The sequence below is a fragment of the Citrobacter sp. Cpo037 genome (assembly GCF_030332945.1).
Lineage (GTDB): Bacteria > Pseudomonadota > Gammaproteobacteria > Enterobacterales > Enterobacteriaceae > Citrobacter > Citrobacter portucalensis.
In genome coordinates, this window is record NZ_JAOWGW010000075.1 from 21,674 (window position 1) to 42,035 (window position 20,362).

The 20,362-nt window shown below is 47.8% G+C and carries 37 protein-coding genes and 2 tRNA genes; 36 read left to right on the plus strand and 3 right to left on the minus strand.

Going from position 1 to position 20,362, the window contains the following annotated elements; translation table 11 throughout:
- The first annotated feature begins 2 nt into the window (after window positions 1-2).
- The 8 genes from OGX94_RS19375 (at window position 3) to OGX94_RS19410 (ending at window position 3,161) form a co-directional block, all read left to right on the plus strand.
- On the plus strand, window positions 3-419 hold the full coding sequence (locus OGX94_RS19375; RefSeq protein WP_268056587.1) for a peptide-binding protein: 417 nt from the start codon (window positions 3-5) through the stop codon (window positions 417-419).
- Between the two features lie 16 nt (window positions 420-435).
- Complete coding sequence (locus OGX94_RS19380) at window positions 436-696, plus strand: hypothetical protein (protein ID WP_181553295.1); 261 nt, start codon at window positions 436-438, stop codon at window positions 694-696.
- Between the two features lie 166 nt (window positions 697-862).
- A complete protein-coding gene (locus OGX94_RS19385) occupies window positions 863-1,030 on the plus strand; it encodes a hypothetical protein (protein ID WP_175540298.1) in 168 nt (55 codons plus the stop codon).
- A gap of 43 nt (window positions 1,031-1,073) precedes the next feature.
- Window positions 1,074-1,328: a HigA family addiction module antitoxin gene (locus OGX94_RS19390; RefSeq protein WP_181553293.1), complete on the plus strand. Its 255-nt coding sequence runs from the start codon at window positions 1,074-1,076 to the stop codon at window positions 1,326-1,328.
- Window positions 1,325-1,912 carry a hypothetical protein gene (locus tag OGX94_RS19395; protein ID WP_268056588.1) on the plus strand — a complete coding sequence of 196 codons (588 nt, stop codon included), beginning with the start codon at window positions 1,325-1,327 and terminating at the stop codon, window positions 1,910-1,912. The genes OGX94_RS19390 and OGX94_RS19395 overlap by 4 nt, the downstream gene beginning before the upstream one ends.
- A 3-nt stretch (window positions 1,913-1,915) precedes the next feature.
- The gene (locus OGX94_RS19400) at window positions 1,916-2,332 is read left to right on the plus strand and encodes a hypothetical protein (RefSeq protein ID WP_268056589.1); all 417 of its coding nucleotides are present in this window, start codon (window positions 1,916-1,918) and stop codon (window positions 2,330-2,332) included.
- The gene (locus OGX94_RS19405; RefSeq protein WP_071667216.1) at window positions 2,329-2,556 is read left to right on the plus strand and encodes a hypothetical protein; all 228 of its coding nucleotides are present in this window, start codon (window positions 2,329-2,331) and stop codon (window positions 2,554-2,556) included. The genes OGX94_RS19400 and OGX94_RS19405 overlap by 4 nt, the downstream gene beginning before the upstream one ends.
- Window positions 2,538-3,161 carry an HNH endonuclease signature motif containing protein gene (locus OGX94_RS19410; protein ID WP_268056591.1) on the plus strand — a complete coding sequence of 208 codons (624 nt, stop codon included), beginning with the start codon at window positions 2,538-2,540 and terminating at the stop codon, window positions 3,159-3,161. Before OGX94_RS19405 ends, OGX94_RS19410 begins: the two co-directional genes overlap by 19 nt.
- A gap of 108 nt (window positions 3,162-3,269) precedes the next feature.
- On the opposite strand, the gene OGX94_RS19415 is transcribed toward OGX94_RS19410, so the two are convergent.
- A complete protein-coding gene (locus OGX94_RS19415) occupies window positions 3,270-4,613 on the minus strand; it encodes an SH3 domain-containing protein (protein ID WP_268056592.1) in 1,344 nt (447 codons plus the stop codon).
- A gap of 189 nt (window positions 4,614-4,802) precedes the next feature.
- Here OGX94_RS19415 and OGX94_RS19420 point away from each other — a divergent pair, with 189 nt between their 5' ends.
- The 28 genes from OGX94_RS19420 to OGX94_RS19555 all read left to right on the plus strand — a co-directional run bounded on the left by OGX94_RS19420 (window position 4,803) and on the right by OGX94_RS19555 (window position 19,256).
- Window positions 4,803-5,396: a PDDEXK family nuclease gene (locus OGX94_RS19420; protein ID WP_405234075.1), complete on the plus strand. Its 594-nt coding sequence runs from the start codon at window positions 4,803-4,805 to the stop codon at window positions 5,394-5,396.
- A gap of 110 nt (window positions 5,397-5,506) precedes the next feature.
- Window positions 5,507-5,740, plus strand: a complete 234-nt coding sequence (locus tag OGX94_RS19425; RefSeq protein WP_268056593.1) for a hypothetical protein — start codon at window positions 5,507-5,509, stop codon at window positions 5,738-5,740.
- Between the two features lie 17 nt (window positions 5,741-5,757).
- The gene (locus OGX94_RS19430; protein WP_071667211.1) at window positions 5,758-6,303 is read left to right on the plus strand and encodes a hypothetical protein; all 546 of its coding nucleotides are present in this window, start codon (window positions 5,758-5,760) and stop codon (window positions 6,301-6,303) included.
- Window positions 6,264-6,869 carry a hypothetical protein gene (locus OGX94_RS19435; protein WP_326498236.1) on the plus strand — a complete coding sequence of 202 codons (606 nt, stop codon included), beginning with the start codon at window positions 6,264-6,266 and terminating at the stop codon, window positions 6,867-6,869. The genes OGX94_RS19430 and OGX94_RS19435 overlap by 40 nt, the downstream gene beginning before the upstream one ends.
- Window positions 6,851-7,561, plus strand: coding sequence for a hypothetical protein (locus OGX94_RS19440; RefSeq protein WP_256433905.1), 711 nt, complete (start codon window positions 6,851-6,853; stop codon window positions 7,559-7,561). The genes OGX94_RS19435 and OGX94_RS19440 overlap by 19 nt, the downstream gene beginning before the upstream one ends.
- 102 nt (window positions 7,562-7,663) lie before the next feature.
- The gene (locus OGX94_RS19445; RefSeq protein WP_181553388.1) at window positions 7,664-7,882 is read left to right on the plus strand and encodes a hypothetical protein; all 219 of its coding nucleotides are present in this window, start codon (window positions 7,664-7,666) and stop codon (window positions 7,880-7,882) included.
- Between the two features lie 12 nt (window positions 7,883-7,894).
- Entirely contained in the window at window positions 7,895-9,190 is a 1,296-nt protein-coding gene (locus OGX94_RS19450; protein ID WP_268056595.1) for a hypothetical protein, read from the plus strand.
- Between the two features lie 136 nt (window positions 9,191-9,326).
- The gene (locus OGX94_RS19455) at window positions 9,327-10,145 is read left to right on the plus strand and encodes a hypothetical protein (protein WP_268056596.1); all 819 of its coding nucleotides are present in this window, start codon (window positions 9,327-9,329) and stop codon (window positions 10,143-10,145) included.
- On the plus strand, window positions 10,138-10,518 hold the full coding sequence (locus OGX94_RS19460; RefSeq protein ID WP_268056598.1) for a hypothetical protein: 381 nt from the start codon (window positions 10,138-10,140) through the stop codon (window positions 10,516-10,518). The genes OGX94_RS19455 and OGX94_RS19460 overlap by 8 nt, the downstream gene beginning before the upstream one ends.
- Before the next feature lie 122 nt (window positions 10,519-10,640).
- A tRNA-Ile gene (locus tag OGX94_RS19465) sits at window positions 10,641-10,716 on the plus strand.
- A 389-nt stretch (window positions 10,717-11,105) separates the two neighbouring features.
- Window positions 11,106-11,233: transfer RNA gene (locus OGX94_RS19470), tRNA-Met, on the plus strand.
- Between the two features lie 276 nt (window positions 11,234-11,509).
- On the plus strand, window positions 11,510-12,118 hold the full coding sequence (locus OGX94_RS19475) for a hypothetical protein (RefSeq protein WP_268056600.1): 609 nt from the start codon (window positions 11,510-11,512) through the stop codon (window positions 12,116-12,118).
- Complete coding sequence (locus OGX94_RS19480) at window positions 12,115-12,807, plus strand: hypothetical protein (protein WP_268056601.1); 693 nt, start codon at window positions 12,115-12,117, stop codon at window positions 12,805-12,807. Before OGX94_RS19475 ends, OGX94_RS19480 begins: the two co-directional genes overlap by 4 nt.
- Complete coding sequence (locus OGX94_RS19485) at window positions 12,804-13,307, plus strand: hypothetical protein (RefSeq protein ID WP_273622598.1); 504 nt, start codon at window positions 12,804-12,806, stop codon at window positions 13,305-13,307. Before OGX94_RS19480 ends, OGX94_RS19485 begins: the two co-directional genes overlap by 4 nt.
- Window positions 13,307-14,263 (plus strand): glycosyltransferase, encoded by a 957-nt coding sequence (locus OGX94_RS19490; RefSeq protein ID WP_268056518.1) that lies wholly within the window; start codon window positions 13,307-13,309, stop codon window positions 14,261-14,263. Before OGX94_RS19485 ends, OGX94_RS19490 begins: the two co-directional genes overlap by 1 nt.
- A gap of 82 nt (window positions 14,264-14,345) precedes the next feature.
- Window positions 14,346-14,684: an RrF2 family transcriptional regulator gene (locus OGX94_RS19495; protein WP_268056519.1), complete on the plus strand. Its 339-nt coding sequence runs from the start codon at window positions 14,346-14,348 to the stop codon at window positions 14,682-14,684.
- Window positions 14,685-14,694: 10 nt separating this feature from the next.
- Window positions 14,695-14,973 carry a hypothetical protein gene (locus OGX94_RS19500; protein ID WP_268056520.1) on the plus strand — a complete coding sequence of 93 codons (279 nt, stop codon included), beginning with the start codon at window positions 14,695-14,697 and terminating at the stop codon, window positions 14,971-14,973.
- Window positions 14,970-15,692 carry a hypothetical protein gene (locus OGX94_RS19505; RefSeq protein ID WP_268056521.1) on the plus strand — a complete coding sequence of 241 codons (723 nt, stop codon included), beginning with the start codon at window positions 14,970-14,972 and terminating at the stop codon, window positions 15,690-15,692. Before OGX94_RS19500 ends, OGX94_RS19505 begins: the two co-directional genes overlap by 4 nt.
- Window positions 15,692-15,889, plus strand: coding sequence for a hypothetical protein (locus OGX94_RS19510; RefSeq protein WP_071667199.1), 198 nt, complete (start codon window positions 15,692-15,694; stop codon window positions 15,887-15,889). The genes OGX94_RS19505 and OGX94_RS19510 overlap by 1 nt, the downstream gene beginning before the upstream one ends.
- Window positions 15,890-15,899: 10 nt before the next feature.
- Window positions 15,900-16,121 (plus strand): hypothetical protein, encoded by a 222-nt coding sequence (locus tag OGX94_RS19515; RefSeq protein WP_286569798.1) that lies wholly within the window; start codon window positions 15,900-15,902, stop codon window positions 16,119-16,121.
- Complete coding sequence (locus tag OGX94_RS19520; RefSeq protein WP_268056523.1) at window positions 16,118-16,330, plus strand: hypothetical protein; 213 nt, start codon at window positions 16,118-16,120, stop codon at window positions 16,328-16,330. The genes OGX94_RS19515 and OGX94_RS19520 overlap by 4 nt, the downstream gene beginning before the upstream one ends.
- Window positions 16,320-17,210, plus strand: coding sequence for a hypothetical protein (locus OGX94_RS19525; protein ID WP_268056524.1), 891 nt, complete (start codon window positions 16,320-16,322; stop codon window positions 17,208-17,210). The genes OGX94_RS19520 and OGX94_RS19525 overlap by 11 nt, the downstream gene beginning before the upstream one ends.
- Window positions 17,210-17,443 carry a hypothetical protein gene (locus tag OGX94_RS19530; RefSeq protein ID WP_268056525.1) on the plus strand — a complete coding sequence of 78 codons (234 nt, stop codon included), beginning with the start codon at window positions 17,210-17,212 and terminating at the stop codon, window positions 17,441-17,443. Before OGX94_RS19525 ends, OGX94_RS19530 begins: the two co-directional genes overlap by 1 nt.
- Complete coding sequence (locus OGX94_RS19535) at window positions 17,436-17,711, plus strand: ASCH domain-containing protein (protein ID WP_268056526.1); 276 nt, start codon at window positions 17,436-17,438, stop codon at window positions 17,709-17,711. Before OGX94_RS19530 ends, OGX94_RS19535 begins: the two co-directional genes overlap by 8 nt.
- Window position 17,712: 1 nt before the next feature.
- Window positions 17,713-18,009, plus strand: a complete 297-nt coding sequence (locus OGX94_RS19540; protein ID WP_071444865.1) for a hypothetical protein — start codon at window positions 17,713-17,715, stop codon at window positions 18,007-18,009.
- A gap of 71 nt (window positions 18,010-18,080) precedes the next feature.
- Complete coding sequence (locus OGX94_RS19545; protein WP_234105110.1) at window positions 18,081-18,410, plus strand: hypothetical protein; 330 nt, start codon at window positions 18,081-18,083, stop codon at window positions 18,408-18,410.
- Between the two features lie 7 nt (window positions 18,411-18,417).
- Complete coding sequence (locus OGX94_RS19550; protein WP_268056528.1) at window positions 18,418-18,720, plus strand: coiled-coil domain-containing protein; 303 nt, start codon at window positions 18,418-18,420, stop codon at window positions 18,718-18,720.
- A gap of 230 nt (window positions 18,721-18,950) precedes the next feature.
- On the plus strand, window positions 18,951-19,256 hold the full coding sequence (locus OGX94_RS19555; protein ID WP_268056529.1) for a hypothetical protein: 306 nt from the start codon (window positions 18,951-18,953) through the stop codon (window positions 19,254-19,256).
- Window positions 19,257-19,271: 15 nt separating this feature from the next.
- Here the strand turns inward: OGX94_RS19555 and OGX94_RS19560 are convergent, their stop codons facing one another.
- The gene (locus tag OGX94_RS19560) at window positions 19,272-19,610 is read right to left on the minus strand and encodes a hypothetical protein (protein WP_185656619.1); all 339 of its coding nucleotides are present in this window, start codon (window positions 19,608-19,610) and stop codon (window positions 19,272-19,274) included.
- Window positions 19,611-19,624: 14 nt separating this feature from the next.
- Entirely contained in the window at window positions 19,625-20,194 is a 570-nt protein-coding gene (locus tag OGX94_RS19565) for a DNA-binding protein (protein WP_185656618.1), read from the minus strand.
- Window positions 20,195-20,362: the final 168 nt, after the last annotated feature.

Consider the following 20,362-nt stretch of genomic DNA (forward strand, 5'->3'; position numbering starts at 1 on the left):
TTATGGCTTCATTAGACCAAACTCAAAAACCTACCACCGACTATCTTTCAGCTATCCGTGATGGTGCGTTAGCAGGTAGAAATGAGTCGCAATTTGTTAGCGACTATTTGAAAGGGATCGCCAAGTGCATTGATGACCGTCACGACTACTACCGCAGCTATGGACCTTACTGGCCAGCTATTAAATCGCTGCTGATTGAGAATGAGCTGTACGACGCCACCGGCGAAGTCGATGAAGACGTTCTTAACACATACAGTTATGACGAGGATTCGTTAACCGTAGTGGCCGCATCGCTTTATCAAAATATGCGTCTGGAAGATGGTCTGTTTTATTCTGCATACCACCAGCTGCCGGTGACAGATGATGAAGCATATGAATATTACTCGTATGATCTTGAACAGGAATCAGACAGATCATAATCGGTAAGGAGGATGCATGACTTACACCCCGCTTTTTATGAACCTGCGACGGCTGCAAGCTGAGGCTGAGTTGCATGGATGCGAATTTGTTGAACACCACCCGGTGTGGCGCATTTTCACCCTTAAAAAGGGGGACCGTTGGACATACCTCCGTAACCCTGCGACGAATGAGCCAATCGAGCGTATTCGCGAGCTTGGTGTCGACGATTGGAAGGTGGCAATAGCTAAGGCTGCTGAGTACCTAAAATCGGATGAGTATAAAGAAGCAAAAAATTAGTATTGTCTGTAAGTTTTTCCCAGGGTATATTCCTTACGTGTTACGCAATGCGTAATAACGGGGAGCCAAAAGCTCCATAAAAAAAGGCCCGCATACGCGAGCCTCTCTGTCGCTCAGGGGGCGAAGTCGCCAAACCAGACCCCTGAGCCAACAAAAGGAATATACCATGATCGATTATGTTGGTCGAGTTACCCAACCGCAGGCGCAGCGCGCCAATAAACCCGCTCAAGACTCTGTAGGCACTATGGCGAAAACCGTGGCCTATCTCTTCCCTGTTGTTTTCACCACAGCCTATTTTTTAAATGCCATTTTCGAGATGGCCAGCAGCAGCTGAGCACAATTAAGCGCCCTCGTGGCGCTTTTTTAACGAGAAAAATATGTCGAATTTGCACCCAGGGGAAATCCTGAAAAAGGTCATTGAACAACGCAACATTTCCAGCGCCGCAGCGGCCCGGGAAATAGGTGTGAATATTGCGACCATCTCACGACTGATTAACAAAAAACAGTCATTAACTGCCGATGTGGCGCTGAAATTAGGACCGTTCTGTGGGCTGGAGCCGTTGTGGCTGCTGGCTCAGCAGAATATCTACGACATTGCACTCCTTAGCAAGGAGCAGGGGAAAGATGAATGAGTAATGGAAAAGTGATTCAGATCCGACAGGCGCGTCCGGATGCGGATGAAATGGAATATTTCTGGAAGCTGTATTCCGCGGCGCAGCGTGTCGAGGATCGCTGGTGTACCAATACTGTGCCAGGTATCGCAGAAGAGCTGGCAAATACAGAGCTTTCTCGCGAGGAAAAGCTATTCCTGTTACGCGCCTGGCAAGTGCTGGTGGATGATCGAGGTGGCTTTGGTCGTCATTTAGGCGCGCTGGATACCTACATTCATAACGTACAGGACCCGAACGATAGTTGCGTAGAGTACAAGCCAGAGCTGAAGGCCTGTTTAGAGGATGGGCTCCTGTTTGACGTTATGTGTGAAGCGTATACCGAGGCGAAAACACGCATAGCAGAGCTGGAGTTAAGCCACGCTCAAGTTATCCATTCACGGGATCACTATAAGCGCATGTCAGAAGAGGGACTTAGGCAAATAGGTGAGTCCCGCACTGTCACTGTGCTGCTACCTGAAACTGATTTGAGTTGGGAACAGCAACAATATCACGAAGAAGTTGTTGCTGTGCTTACTGCCGCTGGCATTTGCATTAAGAGGGACTAACTCATGATAACTACTACCAGAGAGTTCACCAAAGAGCAGTTAATAAAATGGGCGGAAGATTGCCGGATGTTGGCGCAGTGCGCTGTTGACGCGCGGCCTGGTGATGTGGCTGCGGCTAAAAATCTGGCGCTGTATGAAATCGCACTGGCATCACTTAACTCGCGGCCGGTGGCTTCCTGTATCGTTGAAGATGGCTCTATGTGCATTGATGGATACGGTGAGTATGCAGAACACTCATTACCTGATGGGGCACATGACCTCTACGCGGTCCCGCCACTTTCCGTACCGCCAGAGCAGGTCCCTGAAACCCTACGTGATGAAATAATCGACTTATGCGATGGCTATGAGGTTGGTGATATAGGTGCGCAGGAGATATGGGATGTTTGCCGTGCCACGATGTTGAATGGAGCGAAGCCATGAAAAACTCACTTGAGGACCTAAACAATCATCTATTTGCCCAAATTGAGCGTTTAGGTGAAGAAGATTTGAAAGAAGAAAAACTCCAGCTGGAGCTGAATCGCACGAAGGCAATAACCAGCGTGGCAACCCAGATCATTCAGAACGGCAAACTTGCTCTTGAGGTACAGAAAGCGCTCGGAGAAGGTCGAGTTAAAAATGTTCAAAAATGGCTGGAATCGAAATGAAGTTTGTCCATACACCAGCGATGTGCGCATGGATGAAGGTTAATTACATGCTACCGGCGGGCAATCTGGCCATAGCGTTCAACAATCGTTTTGGTACTGCCAGAACTCCGAAAGAACTGCATGCATTCCGCAAAAGGTTGGGGTTGAAAACGGGTAGAACCGGTCAATTTCAGAAGGGGCATGTACCGGCCAACGCTGGTACTAAAGGAGTGATGAAAGCAAATTCTGGCTCTTTTAAGAAGGGGCAAACGGCGATTAACAGCCGTCCAGTTGGTGCTGAGCGAATCAATCGCGATGGGTACATAGAAATCAAAGTGGCCGAGCCCAATAAATGGCAACTGAAACAGCGTGTTGTCTGGGAAAAACATAACGGCAAACTGGCAGCTGGTCATTGCGTTACTTTCAAAGATAACGATCCACTAAATTGTGAGCCAGAGAACCTGCAGCTAATAAGCCGCGGCGAGTTAGCCGTACTTAACAAACGATTTGGAGGTATTCCCGTAGAATTGAAGCCAACCGCTCGAGCGGTAGTGACGTTGATCATAAAATCCAAAGAATTAAGCAAAAAACCACTGCCTGACAGTGATGGCCGCACTCAGGACTAAGACTGCGGTTATGCAACATATAATGGCTAAAAATGAGTCATTGAGTGTTGACGATATGAATAATCCCCATAGTTAGATATGGGGATTATTTTCTAATTAAAGAAATTTTCAGCCTTTGATTGGTTTAGTATAAGTACGGGTTATCCAGCCCGTTATAAGATCATCACCTGATTGCACTTGAACATATAACCACTGCCTACCACGTTTGTCCAAAATAGCAACAACCGTATTTTTTCCAATGACTTCAATAACTTCACTTTTCATTGATGGCTTTTCACGGAGGCGAATATTCTCACCCGTAATAATTCTAAAATCATTCAGTGAGTTCCAGTCTATATTTTTGTTTTCTTTCAATATATTTGTTCTGGTAACTGGTTTTTTATCAAAAATGGATTGAATATATGTTTCAGCCTTGTATATTTCAACTAAAACCTTAGCTTTTCCGTAATCAATGAAAGCGCCTAAAAAAATATGAGAAAGTATTGCATAGATAATTAATTGAATAGGTTGTGGGAGTGCTTTAAATAAATTGAGAAACTTTGCGTAATCGTTATTTTCGGTGGGGGCTGAACTAATATCTGATTTTGTTGCTGCTTCATCACTGGTCTCTAAAACACCTTCGTTGTAAGCTTTAGCTACTGAAGATATCCCTAGCTCCATAATGTAAGACAGGGAAGGGTTATTCTCCTTAACGTAAGCATTAAAAATATTTTCAAATTGTTTTAAAGAATTAACTGATTCAAAAAGACCAGCCTGTTTTTGTATATCTTTCAGCAGTGAACCGGCACTATATAAACCTGATAATTTTTTTTCTACGTCAAATCTATCTCGCAATTGACTACCGAAAATTAATTGTTTTTGCATATCAGTAAGCTGTTTTCGAACCAAGTTGCCCAAACTATTTTGTTCAAGAATCTTCTTGGTTTGGTTGCTTAGATACCAAGCTGGACTAGTTTGTTTACTAATTTCTTCTATTTGTTTATGGAACAAACCATCAAAACTCGCATGCTTCTGAATGCCTTCTAATAATCCACCTAAACCAGCCTGTTTGTGAATACCTTCCAGTAGTCCACCAAAACCAGCTTTTTTCTGGATCTCTTCCATTTGTTTATGCAATGAACCGCCAAGCCCTGCTTGTTTCTGGATATTCTCAATTTGTCTATACAGTGCGCCAAAACTTCCTTGTTTCTGCATTTCAATGAGCTCTTTACGCATGCGCTCGTATTTCTCAGTTTGGGTTTTGTGTAACTCTTCTGAGTGTTTGCGTACAATTGCGCTCAAGCTATTTTGTCGATGGTATTCTCCAAGTGTTTTACTCAATGCCCCTTGGGGATCAGATGCTTCCAACTGTTTACGTAATTCATCACTAATGCGTCGTTCATCCTGGTTATCTGTAACATCTGAACTTTCGTTTTCTTCACTTTTTTTTATGTCTGTTGGCTGTTTTTTCATTGTTATATCCTGGGTAAACATATAGGCACGATACCATTAACTTATAAATTTCATGTGGTTATGGCAATAGATTTACATAGTAATTGTCAAGTTATGATCTTGCCTATGTACTGCACTTACCGATTATTTAGTACTATATGTATGCAGCGAGTAATATTATTAGAAATATTCACATACTGGAGAAAAGTTGTGCTTCGATTTGATGAGCGCTGGCTGGAGTCCACCGGTCGGGATAAGAATGGCCGCCTGAAGAAGTCAGGGAAAAAGCGTTCTGACGGTATACCCGATATTATCAGTGTACCAAAGGGTAAGATGGCTTCAGTGATTGCCCGGTTAGAGCAAGATCTTGCTCCGTCAGTTCATGCAAAAGCGCTGACGCAGCTGGCGAACAAGCCCGAGCTGCTCAAGGGTAACTATGAGCACTGGGACCAGGTGCGTTACTTCGATTTTATGCATCGGAAACATCGCGAAATTTACGATCTCCTGCACGCTACGCCTAATGGTGGTGCGCGTTCGGATAAGGTAGGTTTTGACATGAAGGCCGAGGGCCAGAAGAAAGGCTATCCTGACGCCACGCTCGATGCCGCCCGCGGTGTATATCATGGCCTTCGTCTTGAGTTGAAGTTTGGCAAAGGGAAACCAACACCAGAGCAACTGGAGTGGCAACAGCGATTGAGAGAGCAGGGGTATTGCTATGAGATCGTTGTTGGCTGGGAAATGATGGTGAAGATGACGTTGAGGTACTGGTTGCTGGAGCCGGGGGAGTCCATTACGACACCTTAAAACTAAGCGCATGATTAGTATTTTTATAGAGTAACTTATGCTTTAATTCCCTCATTAATCCAACCGGTGCGGCCGTAAACCGCACCGCTATCACTGCTAATGAGGTTCTAATGACTCAAGATCCTGTTCTCGATATCCCTGAAGAGATTGAAGTAATCACCGTTCGCGTGCCTGAGCGTGAAGCTCTTCACGTAGAAGCAAACGGCAGTAGCATCACCATTTTCGGTGATGGCCGTGTAAGTGTGGTATCTGACCAGCCGGTACAAATCAGGACCCCGACACATATTGAGATCTCTGCAACGAATATCTCCATCGATGCTGGTGGTGAAAAACAATCCTCCTGATCTTCACGGAGCTCACGTTGTTTAATGAAGTTTTTTGTGTCGCTTCAGGACCATCGTTGAAAAAAGTGGATTGCGAACGAATAGAAGAACGGGGATACCCAGTTGTTGCAGTTAACAACGCATACAGCATGTTCAGACAGCCGTATGCATTGTTTGCTGGGGATGAAGACTGGTGGCGTCGTTATGGAAAAAGCGTTCCTGAGAATATCAGGCGCTGCACTGCTTCCCGGTCGGCAAGCGTTCTCTACGGTATCGAATACCAGCGCTTTGGCGCGCCAGAGGTTGAATTCAATTCTGGTTCAATGGCCATTCAGTTTGCCGCCAGTCTTGGAGCAAAACATATCTACCTGATCGGATATGACTGCTCTATACGCCGGGGTGTCCATTTTCACGGGCGCCATACCGGCAATTTACGTAATCCATCTCAACTCAGTGTTAAGAAGTGGCACCGCGAATTCGCCGGTGTGCGGGAAGAGCTATCGCATATCGACATAATCAACTGTTCCCGGAGAACTGAACTTACATGCTTTCCTATAAAAAGCCTCGAGGCGGTGATCGGGTGATCATCGTGGCTTCCGGCCCTTCAGCGGCTGGTTTTGTTCCACCACGCGGCGTACCAATTATTGCGGTTAATGGCGCTATTGATTGGCTGTCACGTGCCTCGTATTTCTTCACGTTAGACCCATCACGCGACAACATACGTCGACTGCGCATTCGACGTCGTAACGTGCACTATTGCTCAGCTGGTGCGCCGGTAACCAACCACGTTCATTCGTTTGAGCGGGTAGGGGAGCAGGGACCTGAGCCGCGTATTAAAGGCAGCCCCGAATGGTGGTTATGGCGGTGGTCAGCCAAGAAAACTCTCTCTGAGGATGAGGCCAAGATCCACAACGGCAACTCTGCCTGGGGAGCACTCGGTCTGGCGCATCATCTGGGGTTTAAAAACGTCGCCCTTGTTGGCGTCGATGCCACACAGGAACCGCGGGTACATACTGGAGGGATTCCGAATAACTTGTCCCATCTCCCGTTACTGTTCCGCTCCGCTCTCCCGCAGATAAACGTTGTCTCGTGCGGGAAACTGAATTCCATTCCACAAATGAGCTTAAAACAATGGCTAAAAAACGCTTAACGATAGCCCTGGTGCTGCGTTCCGGTGGTGACTATACCGTCGATCACGTTAAAACACTGGTAGCGCAGCTGCCGACCGGCTACAAAATTATCTGTTTCACCGATACCCCGTTTGTAATGGACCGTGTGGAGTGTGTCCCACTGAGTAACTCTTATCGCGGTATGCACGGCTGGTGGGCGAAGATAGATCTATTCCGCCCTGATATTACAGACGATCTGCTCTACTTTGACCTCGATACAGTCATTGTAGGCAATGTTAGCAAACTGCTGAAGACTACCGGCAATACCATGGTGATGCTCACTGATTTCTATCACCCTGAATACCTGATGAGTTCCGTCATGTATATCCCTAACAACGTAAAAGCGAGGCTCTGGAATACTTTCTGGAATGATTCCGCTCGTCATGTTGCAGAGTGCACTGTGACGTCTAAATGGGGAGACCAGGGATTTATCCGGGGAGTTATTGGTGATTGCCGACGTTGGCAAGATCTCTACCCTGAAATGTTTGTAAGCTACAAAGCAGACATTGCTAAATTTGGTGAGAGTAAATGGGCTACCGAGCGTTATTCTCGTGGCAACGGCTCTCTTCCGTCGACTGCGAGTGTTGTTGTCTTCCATGGACAGCCTCGGCCGTATGATTGCGGTGAGTCCTGGTTACCGCCATTTCTGTACTATTCCTCACCTTCATCTTAAATAACCCGGGCATAAATCTAAAAAATAGGCAAATAACATTACAAACCATACTAATTTTTCGTTATCATCACAAGCTAATTAGTATGGTCTGTAGGGTTTAACATGTTTCAATTTTTCCAACGCCGCTATCACTTTTGGTCCCTCTGTTTTTATACAGAAAAAGGGTTCCAATCCATCATCTACCAAAGCAAAAAACGCCGGTTAACCCCCATGGGGATCGCTGTCGCTGCCCAGCAGGAAAACTTTCCCGCAAATACCCCGTTGGTGTCTGCATCTCACCTGGGCCGAATGACGGTTAAAGACGCCGAAAAATTGTCTTAACGAGGAATTGCCATGTCCGTAAATACCGATATCAAAGAGGAAGCTCCTAACCTTATTGACCTGATCAATGAGGGCTTCACAAGTAGTATTGTCCAGCTCGATTACGCCATAAAACGTGTAAAGGGCGACGATATGTCCACCCGTTACATCCAGAACTGCATCGACAGTCTTCGAATGCTGGCGCAAGAAATTGCTGATGCAGCCGGTGACGACATTGATCAATACAACGAAGCGCTTGAGCTTGCCCAGTCGCGTCTTGAAGCCCAAAAGCTGCTGCAGTTAGATAATGACGCATTGCGCGAGCAAAATGAGATCCTTGCTGGGCGCGCTGAAAATCTCGACAAGGAGATTCAGGAGGCAGTAGACACGGCTGTAGAAAATCATGTCGTTCGAATTCAGCAGTTGGAGCATGCTGACGAACTTCTGAAAAATAAAATTACAGAGCTACGGTCACAGGTAGAAACTTATGCCCTGCGTGAAAAGCGTATTTCGAGCCGTCTCAGAGAGCTCGAAATTATGGAGCCAGACAAGCTCAAAAAGAAAAATGCCGAAGCGAAAAAAGAGCTCCGTGAGACACGAGAGGCACTGAAAAGTACGAGCCAGAAACTGAACCAGCAGCGCATTACTAATTCAGAGTTGTCCAAAAACAACTCGGTACTTATGGCTGGCCTTGAATCTGCACGTAATGAAATCGAAGAGCTGCAGCGGAAGATGCAGAGAGCTAACGGCAAGGCCGCGGAATATTGCTACGACACCACAAAAGAAGATGGCCAGCCGATTCGCTTCACTATGCATCGTTTCTTTCGCGGCAGCCTGATTCACCAGGACCCCGAAGACTACCCGCGTTATGTGAACACGTTGGATTTTACCTATCACATACTCTGCACGCTTGGTATTGGCGCGACAGTGCATCTAAACGAATGGCTGCGCCCAGAATATCGAATTGATCCGCTGGTGGCTGACGTATGGCCAGAAGGTATGTACGAAGACCTGCAGGAGATGTACAGGGATGATATGGCCACCACTCACCCACACTTACTGAAGCGTGTTGATTGGGCTAACAGTGTCAGCCTGGAAGATGTTGAAGGCATCCCGGCCGCCGTCTTGAAAGCGCTGCGCAACCATGACACGCCATTCCAGAATCTGCGGCACGTTCTGATGTTTAGTGAGCCAGAACTGGCGAAGGTTAAGGGTATCGGCGGCAAATCTGCGGCTATGCTGCATCAGGTCTGCCGTAAGCTGGTGGATGAGTGGGAAAAAGAGAACGGTAAACTAAACGTTTCTTTCCCTCCACAGGGCCTCCAGTGAGGCCATAACGTGATTGCCTGCTGTATAAATGCAGGCATTCTTTCGTAAAATATCTAACTAATTAGTATTGTCTGTTACTTTTCGTTGCGTTAAAGTCAACGTCGCATAAAACAAAGATTAACCGAAGGATATTCATATGATGGCTCAGCAGCTGTATGCCCCAGAACTTGAGGCTCCAACCCTAGACGTAATGGAACGGGCAGTGAACATGTTCGCGATAATGACGAACAAAACGCTTACATCCGAAGAGGGATTCCAGTTCCTCACGCTCTGGACAATGGTTAATAAGGCTGGAGCGCAAACTGCACCAGAAGAGCAACCCACAGTAGCAATCGAAGCTGAACCGGCCGTAGTAATTCCTGAATTACCCGCAACTAATACACCGGCGACTCCGGTTGCTAAGGCATCATCAGAGCCAGTGAAAATTGCCGCGATGCCAGCCATTGAAGAAATCAATATTCCTGGTCTTGAAGTCCCTTTGCGTAAGGTACAAAACTTCATTAAGTCGCAAAGCAAGTACTGGATGGAAGGTTATCCATGGCGCATCAGCGTTGAGCCATTCGACCGTTATGGAGAGATGGAAGCGTATTATGTGCATTTTCAGGATCGTCCGACCCCAGAACAGTTTGCTGAGCACTACGCGCATTACCTGTCTGATTCCAATAAATGTCGTGTACACCTCTTTGAAAGTGATGGCACTAACTCACGACGAATCACAGATGAGTATTGTTCTTTCACTGAACGCGGCGATGTGAATTATCCCTCTGACGAAACACTTGTTCCTCGCCTGACCTGGCGTGATGGTGAGCGTTTCCGTATTCGTTTCTTTGATGAGCGGATTCATAAAGACAATTTTATTTACTATCCGCATAAACCGCATAAAAGCGAAGTAAATCGCCTCAGCACCCTTAAGAAGGTTGCTATCGTCGAAGCCCGCAGAGCAGGAAATGATTAGTAAAAACCAAATCGAAGATACGCTGGCGCGTGTGCATAAAAGTATTGATGAGCTCGTTTGCCAGCGTAATGAGCTCGCAGCTGAAGGGGCGGGATTACTCGCCCTGTTTGAAGTCGTGATGAATATTGTGTACGGCAACGAAGTTCGTGCGGAGGTTATTAAAGAACGACTGTCTTTGGCAGTGCGCGGTTGCAACCATGCGACCACCACTACCAAAGCCATTCGTCAATTTGAAGCTGATGGTATGGATAAACTTCTGGCAGAGCTTAAAAAGTCTGTTGAAGAGGGGTTAAGTGCTGAGTACCGGCCTGGCGCAGATCTTTGTCTGGGTATGGTCGAAGCGCTTGCGCGAAAAGGTAGACAGTCCTTATAGCGCTTTCACGGTGCAAACGTGACGCAAGTTTGGTTGGGTTAGTTGTCATCCATGAGAAGACGCCAGCGGCCAGGTAGACCAATCGCCTGAGTGGCCGCGCCGGGATAAGCTCCGGCACTTTTGGCCCCTTAGCTCAGTGGTTAGAGCTGTCGACTCATAATCGATAGGTCGCCGGTTCAAATCCGGCAGGGGCCACCAAACACAACAGGTAAGAGCATTGACGCGTTGACGTCGGACCCATTGGCGATGAGTCAACAGGGAGGGAATACAAACGATACAGTGCTCTTTCCGTTGTGGTGAAAGCTCAAGCTGATGAGCACGAGATCTGCGAAGGCCAAGTAGGTTGACAGTGGAGAAGAAGCGTCATCCTGATAAGGTGAAATGCTCTGATTAAGTTCGAGTCCGCCGGAGATCAGCACCGGCCACTACAACTTAACCGCAGGAACGACCAACAAACGGTAGTCCGTATGGAGAACACCCGTTGAGGAAGAGGCCTGGCCGGAACCGTAACCGGCACACAACATGAAAGCGCACTCCTGTTTATTAACTTTGGGGAAGGTTTGTTATTTGGGTAGTGCGCTTCCAGTTGTGGTGTAGCTTAATTGGAACAGAGCGCCCCCTGAAGGGGGAGTTGAGCGCTACCCAAGGATCATAACCCAGGGTATCTCATGCGGTCCGGCCGGACGTTATCTGGGTTCGAGTCCCAGCGCTGCAACAACATTGAATTGCTGTGTGTAGTCTTCGCCCATCCTCTGTGATGGGCTTTTTTATGGGAATACATTAGATATACCTAGTATATCCAAAGGATTTACCATGTATGTTTTAAGTATATCTTCACGCAATATTCCTCCATCACTTCGCTGCTTGCCTCTCAACAATATTGATCTGCGATAAGTACTAAAAAAAAATATCATTTCCCGCAAAAATTAACATAGATACCGAGTTAACTCTGCATGTATCATTACAGACAATACTAATTTACGGTGATGATATGGATACAAGCGCTCACGAGGTAGAAAAGCCGCTGTTAGCGTACAGCGTGCAGGGGGATGAATACGGATGTGTGGTGTTCGCTCATAGCAACGTTATCGCTCGTCGTAACGGAGCCAATGAGCTCGGCATTGAGTTCAGCCAGGTTAAATCCTGTCGCAGGATGCCAGAGGTGGACAAATACGCTAGTGAACACAAGGTCCCGATGAAAGTCCTTATTGAAGAGTTCGGCTGGTGGCAAGAATGCACATATTGCAGCTCTATGGTCAGCGCTGAAGGCCATAAGGAACGTGTTTGGGACCGTCAAAGCATCTTTTGCGATAAAGAGTGCCAGCAAAACTATCTGGCCCAGGAAGAACGCTGGAGACAGGAACGTGCAGAAGCAGCGGAAAAATTAGCCGAGGTAACACAGCTGGCAATAACGCGGTTCCCCGGCATCACTAATGTCCATGCCTATAAGGAATGGGATGAAGGCCATCGGGTTTATTTCAATTTCCCCGGAGGTAAACGATCTGCGTCCTGGCTCGTTGGCTCTGAAAACATCAACGTAAGTGAATGTGATGTCGACGCGGGAAAAGCATTCATGGAAAAGGTGAGGGCATCTCGATGACCAGAGAAGAAATACTCCCGCGCTTTAGGCGGGACGTCAGAAACCACGTTATGCATATTTTGCGAGATGACAAAGCGTACCGTCACATTCTTTTTAAAGCGCCAGGCACCTCCTGTTATCACTTCGAGCTGCTCACTTGGCCGGGATATCTCACCATTTGCGGAGATTGCGGTACCTATACCTTCAGGCGCGTGAGTGACATGTTCACCTTTTTCCGGATGGACGAACATGATTTCCATTACTCAAAAGGCGAACTGTCAATCAATGTAGGTTATTGGGCTGAGAAATTGCAGCACGGTAATGGCTATCGGAGCGAGTTATATACCGAGTGGGATGAGGATGCCTTTAACGAACGAGTGGATGAATATTACCAGTCGTGGTTAGAGGGATTTGATGAAACCCAGCATGAAGAGCCGGATGAAGTGAAATCCACTGTGAACATGGAAATTGCAGATCTTAAAAAGGCTGGCGACGATGAGTTTGAAGCGGTCATTGCCGTTCGCGAATTTTGCAGTCAGTACATTGAGATCTATGACTTCTGGGAAGGTGATAGTTGTCGAAGACCAACCGGCTCTTTCTTGTGGTGTTTGTACGCCATTGTTTGGGGTATTCAGGCATACGATCGGGAAAAGTTATTAACCCCGGCCATCAATAAATTTCTGGCCATTCGTAGGAGCACATCTTTATGAAGAGTTATCAGATAAACCAAATCAATCTGATTTCCGCTATTACTAATGAACTGAGCCGTCAACACCCAGGTATTGCCGTTGATCATCGCTTCAACAAGATAATCGAAGCCGCAAATATTATTGTCGCTGAATTTGGCCGCCCTTATGTGCCAGCGTCTTCAAATATGGGGCTTGAGGCGTGGTTAAACAGTGACGAAACCGGTAGTAGCAGCCTTTACATGGCCTGGATTCTAAGTGGCGGGGGTTTTGGTCACTGGTGGGGAAGACGTCAACCAGAACCTAATTACCCACGGGACCCGGATGATTTTGGACGTTGCCTGAAAATGGTCGAGGCCGTCCCTGAGTTTAAGGGGATCATTTATAAAATGAACGACTGTGGGCCTGAATGGATGGCCGTTGCGCGTCACTGGGATAGCTGGGAGAAATTGTACCGGGAAAATGATGGTCGTGACTTATATGACTTGATGCAATCCGCCTTTAAAGCTGCCCGGGGTGAATAGTGAAATTGCTCATCATTGGAACGCAGAAGAGGTCCCTGGAAGATGTGAAATGCTACAGCGACATGTGGATGTTTCATCTCTGCTCGGCCTTTCGATCGCTTGGTGTCGAGCTGGTATTTCACCGCGGGTATAAGCCCGATGAAGATCCGACAGCCTTTGCTGATAGCGTTATCAGTATGGTTAAAATCACCACTCCAGCCGCAATTCTCTCGCCAGGAGTACGCGATTTTACCCGGATACCACTTACTATCGGTGGACGCTTACGTAATCTTGCCGGTGTACCAGTAACGCAGATCTATGACGGATCGCTACTTGATAGCGCACCGGTGGATTTTACTTTCACCGTTCGTGATGACGCCTGGAAATTCCAGGATGATAAGCATCGCCTGGCTCGCCACCAGCGCTATAACAAATATGTTGGCTGGGCAGCTGATAGCTCTCTCTTTTACCCCGAGAAAAAACATCATAGCCAGCTACGCATCTTTATTGATCATGCAGCGTTCGACGTTTCCGGCTTTGACCATTCACTGACCATCATGATGAACCTGCGTCAGCTCTCAGCCATGGGAATATCGTTTGTGGCCAGAACGCTGACGGATGAAGGGATAGCAGACGTTGATCCGGAAAATATCTGTCTGAAGCCATATCGTCGCAATGGGGTTTCGGCTATCGAGTTCGCCGCCGAGCTGCGCCAGGCCGATATTTTTATCGTAACGCATCCGGAAAGTCTGGGCCTCACAGTTCTGGAGGCTGCGATGTGCGGCGCATTGGTGCTAACCCCCGACCATTGCATCGCTCCTGACCGTCTGCAGTTGGTAAACCACCAGGTCATAACTTCAAAAATTGATTGGGCTAAAGCGCTGGTCGCTGTCGATCGCGAAGCAAATGCTGAGAGGGTTGCAGGTTTTACGTGGGAAGCAGTCGCGGGCAATATTATTTCGATACTTAATAAATAAGCACAAATTTAGTATTAATAAATTGTTGCTCGTGCCACCACTTAAGCACCGGCGCAATCACACTAGCCAAACAGGATACCGAATGAATATTTCGAATAGACACAATGAAGCCATTGAATTTTTGGCGTCAATTGCCAAAGGGCGGACATCTCTCAGAGAAGTGGCAGAGCAGAGACGTGTATCAATCAGCTATTTAGAGCACTTAGCCGCCGTACTGCGTAAAGCTGGCATGGTTCGTTCTACTCGTGGCGCTGGTGGCGGTTATGAGTTAACCCGTCCATTGAGTGAGATAGATCTGGTGGATCTGCTAAAGGCTGTTGGCCTGAATGATGAGAGCCAAAAGACTGCTCTGATTAAAACGATTCTGCTCAACCTGAGCGGTATTACTGTCGCTCAGGCATTGAGCACGGACAACGCATAAGGTGAAAACTATGGCACGAAAGTTTATCGATGATGATGAAGTCATTAGCTTCCTATCCGTTCACCCGGGCTCCACAGCGATCGAAGTGCAGCAACACATTGGCGCCACGATTAACGGCGTCCGCACGAAGTTGAGAAAAATGGTTGTAGCGAGGGTTGTCGAAAGTAAGCGTATCAATGGTTGCAATCATTACCAGCTTCTTGAGAACACGGCGGTTTTCGGTAGCCCTAACCAGGCATTGTTGAACGCTTTACTAGGCCGCGTGCAGCCGCGGAGGATGTCATTGTGAGCGTTCCAAAACTTATGGCCATGTTTCCTGAAGAGGTCGTTCGTAATAACGATGGCTCTTACTACCATCCAGCCTACACAGCTTTTTGCGCCGGTCGCGAATGGATCAGCTATCCGGAGTTAGAAAACTGGTTAACCGCTCACGGCCTTGAATATGCTGTCAGTCAATTTGACCAGGAACCGGATACGGCCGCTGCGCGCGAATATGCTTCCACAGCATCATTTACGACCTGGGAGCCTGAAGCACCTGGCGGCGATGGATGGTTTATCGCCACCATTTATGAAAGTGAAGACGGGCCTGAATGCATATGGGTGCGCTCCAATGTTTATAGCCAGTTAGATGCGGCGTTAAACACCATACGCGAAGCTAAATCCAATTCTGGTTGCCCTGACGGTGTTGATTTACAAGAGCACCTCAAGCAGTTGGTGGTTGAAGGTGCAGCGCTAAAGCATGCTCCGCAACATAACTCCGTCGCGATGTTGCTTGCTCTTGATGCTCTGAAGAGTACCGCCTTACCTGACGTAGGCCTGCAGCTCGCGTTCTCCACTCTGATCCAAAACCGAAAAACACCGGCGCTGAATGCTGCCATCAGGGCTATCAAAGCTCAGGGCGTTGAGATGGCAATCCAGGAGGTTCTGAGCGTAGACACCATTGCCTCAACCGGTGTTGTAAAACACCTGCTGCATACGTTCGCTACCCAACTACGCCAGGAGGTCTAATGAGCCAGCCTAAAACCCATACCGGCGAAGTCGTCACCAAAGACGGAAATAAGCGCATTAAGTTGCGTGAGACAGCAACAACCTGGTGCGCCGGTCCCAGAGAGACATACGACAAATTCACTGGCCGCCGCATTGGTGCACCGCATACAAAGCGTCGTCTGAAGTTGGACAGCATTAAGCCGATTGAGGAAGGTTGAGGGGTAACTCATGCCAAAAATTACCAGAGAACGCCTTTTAAAAATCCAATCGTGGCGCGAAACATACGGACCAGGAAGCAACATTGTACTGCCAGCCGAAGAGGCTGAAGAGTTGGCGCATATAGCGCTGGCCTCGCTCGATGCTGAGAGAAATAAGTGCTGTCATGGTGCACTGGATAATGAGGACGGTGTAATTACCTGCCGGCCATGCGGTAAGGAGTGGAATGTATGAACAATGACAAACAGGATTTAGACGACGCACTGGACTTTGCAGACGCCGACATCGACGTTGCGATGTTCTCTTCGCTTGAGGGCTTCGCCTCTCTTGTGGTTGGTTCTATTGAGTTCGAACTTGGCAGAGAGTTAACGGAAGAAGAATGCCAGCGTGTTTATCGCTATACGGAAGAGACAATTACTAAAGGGCTAACCCATGAGCAATAACATGTTAACAAGCGAAAATCTGGACGATGAAACGCTGGCTGAATTGATTGAATTTCGACGGACAACACTCAAGCACCATACAGATAAGGAGAACAAAACACAGGCCATATTACACAATATGGTGCTGGTGGCATTGCTTGAGCTTCAAGAACGCCGCAAGCCACAACGACCGGTAGCGTTCCTGAATGATGCACATCTTAATCGCGGTTATGTCGAGGGCGGAGTAACGAGCGACGATGATGCGCCGGGGATGATTCCTGTATACCGGGAGCCTGTGGGCGTGGTCTACGTTAGTTGCCTGCCTGAATCAGAGTTTGATGAGCTACAGGAACGCCGCAAGGCTGATAGTGCAGAACCGATTGGTTGGACGGATGCAGAAGAACTGCGTTCAGTTGAAAAGGACGGCTGCGGCTACTTGTTTAAAGCTAACCCCATCTCACCGAATGCTGACCCTCGGCGCGTGATTAAATTATACCGCCACGCGCAGCCTGCGCCGGTAATGAATGATGACCTCTATAAACTAGCAAATCACGTAGCCAGCAGTAAAAACGGATTGCCGGAGGAGTGGCAAGATTGGGCTGAAGAACTGGAGAGTGAAATCCGCCGCGCCGCCATGCTTAGAACGGAACTTGTAAGCGAGCCTGATAAGCTGCGTACAGTCTCGTTCTATCGTGATGGCATCGAAGCCGCTGCTAATTGGGTAGACCAGCAACGCGAATCCTACGATAGCGAACACGGACGGCAGGATGACGAGACTGGATCGTTTGAATTTGGTAACGACGCGCAACGAGAGTATTCCGACACGCTAGCAGAGATAGCCGAGGGCATCCGGGCACTGCACCCAAATGCAGGTATACGGCCAGCGCCGGAGGTTAATTAATGAACTCAACCTATTTAGTAATGCTGGTGGTTTATATATTGGGGTTTGCTGGCATGTTTTTCTATTCGCTAAAGCGGGATGAGGATTGCGATCTCGAAAGAAACCCAAAAGAAGCATTTCTATTCGGATTGTTTTGGTTTGTGCTCATTCCAATTCTGCTTATCTGGATTGTGGTAGAAAAAATTATTCACTTGGTACGTGTTACATACAACCGGAATAAAAAGAATGGCTGATCTCCACCTAGCGGTGAAAGGCGAATATTTTGATGCTATGAAGCGTGGAGAAAAACCCAAAGAGTACCGTTTGTGTAATGACTATTGGACTAAACGGCTGGTAGGCCGCTCATATGACCGCCTGATTATTACCAAGGGCTATCCACGCAAAGACGACGCGGATCGGCGCATAGTTGTTCCGTATGACGGCTATGACATAGAGACAATAACTCATCCTCACTTTGGTGCCGAGCCGGTGAAGGTGTTTGCAATTAAGGTGAATAAATAAGATGAGCAAACGTGAAGAATTGCTGGCACGTCATGCGCACCGGCTGCAGCAAATGCTGGTGGGCCACCAACAGGAAATTACCGACCTGATCGCTGCGCAACAGCTGGAGCTGGCGGAGTTGATGATTCATGAGGACGATCCTCAGCGCGCGCTCGATGTACTGAATATTGTCAAAGCACCGCTTCAGTATGAGGTAAAGAACGGCAACCCTCAGTTGGCTGATACACTGGACGCAAAATGCCTTGTACACGTCATTGATCGCACCATAGAGCACATTACCGAGAAATATCGCATGTAACCGGAATTGACACCATGCCCCTGCACAATAATACTGTATATAAAACCAGTATCATTGTGCGAGGTATTCCCGTGGGCTTTCCATCACCAGCAAACGATTATGTCGAACGCCGTCTTACCGTAGACGATATCTGCCATAACGATGCTAACTGTTTGACCATACAAACATCGACCGGCTACGCCGTTGTTAACCGCTCATTTAAGCCAAAACAGAGCAACCTGGTGCTGATCTCATTCTGCGGTCGTACTCACTTTGCACGTGTAATGGGGAAAGCGTTGATAACCGACGACGGCGAAGCCATTGAAGGGGATGCTCTTGATGATGTAACGGTCATGGGAGTCGTTACATTCCTCATCAACTCCGCATTAAATGCTGTGACTGATGAGCTTCCCGTAATTTAGGGGAATTATGCCAACTAAAGCTGAACTCCAGGCCAAATGTGAGCAACTGGAAAGGGATAATGCAGAACTTGTGCGCCAGCTGCGGCGCATGGAAAGGCAGCTCTCCGGGCAACTTCTTCCCGAAGAATGCCAACCGGCAGATATGCCGACAAACCTGATGGCGCTGATGAAAAAGCACAGGGTTCCGTGGGAGGTTTTTTGGTGCTATGAACACGGACGCTGGCTTGATGAGTTGTGTAGTAGCTTCCCGCACGATACCTACGGGACGTGTCCGGGTTGCAGGGGGGAAGATGGCCAGAACTGCGACTGAGCGAGCAATGAATATTCCCGGGCACGCATACAGCTACTGGGAACCAGGCCGCGTACATATATGCCAGATTTGCGGCACAGCAGAACACAAAAATGGTGAATACTGGTGGGCTGGCCGGTGGTCATTGGTTGAGCCACCTTGTGGGCATACAAGTACAGAACAGAAGATATGGTTCAACATGGCCAACCCTGATCCTGAATTTCCAGAGTTGCCGGATATGGTGGTAAGCAATGGCAGTCACTGACGAGAGCATTTACTTCAAAATGCTGAGAGAACGGCATCTGATGCGCCAGAAAATAGCGTGTCTTGAGCGCCAGCTGCGTGAGGCAGAAGAACGTCTGAATTGCTACGGGACAAACCAGAGTACGATCCCACCAATACCTATGACAGCGCAGATCCAAGAATGGATGTTTGAGTATGGTCTGCCGTGGGAGGTTTTCTACTGCTACGATCACAAGCGCTGGGTGGACGAGCTGGATAACAGCTTCCCGTATTTCTGCGACAACCGATGCCCTAAGTGTCGGCAGAAGGGATAGCTCGCCCATTTCCCGTTATTGCGCTTTTAACCCGTATTCACCGCCATAAAAACTTACGGCGCTCCATTCATTAGGAAGCTCTTTCTTGTCGAGCGTGTAATGGTGGACAACATAACCGTCGGCTGCGTCTTCAAAAACCAGGCTCACGTAGCCGATGCGAGTTAATTTACCTGGTTCTTTCACTGAATAGATGTCACGGAGATATACCGGATACTCAACGACGATATCTGGAGAGTTAGCCCCCATTGTATCTTCACAGTGCTGAAGTAGCTGATTGTTCATTTCTGCAACTGAGTCGTGGTCGTACACTTCAAGGTAATTACCCCAGTCACGGTGGTATTGAATTTTTGCCATTCTCTTATTCCCTTTTATCCGTTCTGCACTTCGCGGATGCGTTTAATCACAACTTCCCGTAGTTCACGTAGCGCGTTTGCTTCATTACCCAGCTTAGAGATAGACAGCTCAAGCTCATTGCTATACCAGGCCAGTTGATGGAGGTTCATTTGCTTATGGTTGAGGGTAGGTGCGATCTCTACAAAATCGTTTCCTTCCTGCTTTAAGTTAAACAAACTCATTTCTTCTACTGTGGAGAACTCAGCAATGACGACCTGCTGGTGGTCTGGACGCTGTGGTTGTCGAATGAGAATGAACGGTGGTTCTGTCGAGTACAAGAACGTCGGTTGTGCGCGTGTTTTTACCCACTCGGCCTGTTTTTTTTCTGCCAGTTCACAGGCCTCATCATAGGTATCAGCTTTACCAAACAACGTAGGGCGGTCCCACGCTCCACCATTCAGACAGTACACCAGGAATGCGCCGTCATGGGTGATGCAGTAAGGATGATCCCACCAGGTGTCGAGCTGGTTCTTAGATCGTTTGTCGTTTGGTGTAATGTCAAAATTGGCGGGTAATTTTGGGTCTAGCGGAATACAGTTAGCCATAGTATTTCCATATTTCCATGAGGTTTATGCTCATAGATTACACTGTGTGTATAGGGAATAAAGCTAAATTGTGAGAAGAGGGCCCGCCTAAGCGAGCACCTCTTTGCGCACTGAAATTAACGATCTTTCCAGTATTCCAGCAGGGTCATGATAATGACCGCTACAGGG